Origin of the sequence: Adlercreutzia equolifaciens (genome assembly GCF_029076695.1) — a bacterium.
Taxonomy (GTDB): Bacteria; Actinomycetota; Coriobacteriia; order Coriobacteriales; family Eggerthellaceae; genus Adlercreutzia; species Adlercreutzia equolifaciens_A.
Genome location: NZ_JARFIK010000552.1, coordinates 1 through 292, shown reverse-complemented (window position 1 = coordinate 292; position 292 = coordinate 1). Strand labels below are relative to the sequence as shown.

Annotated in this window: 1 protein-coding gene; it reads left to right on the top strand. The window is 54.8% G+C overall.

The features are described from left to right. A partial coding sequence (locus tag PZH32_RS13575) for a TolC family protein (protein ID WP_275208784.1) occupies positions 1-292 on the top strand: 292 nt, incomplete at both ends.

The following is a 292-nucleotide window of genomic DNA, read 5'->3' as shown; positions in this document are numbered from 1 at the left end:
GATGACGGTGAGATCAAACGCCTCGGATATGAACAGGCGGAGAAGAGCCTTGTGCAGCAGGCACAAAAGCTGATGATTTCCTATTATAGTGGGAAGGCATCCCTGGATACCTTAGAGGACGCAGTGACTCAGGCGGAGACTGCTTATACGCAGGCTCAGACGAAAAGGGCAGCAGGAATGGCGCTGCAGTCGGATGTGGACACTGCGGCGGAGAGTGTCACAAATGCGAAGGCGTCCCTGCAGTCCGCAAAGAGCAGCTTAGAGCAGACGAGACAGCAGCTTGTGATCATGC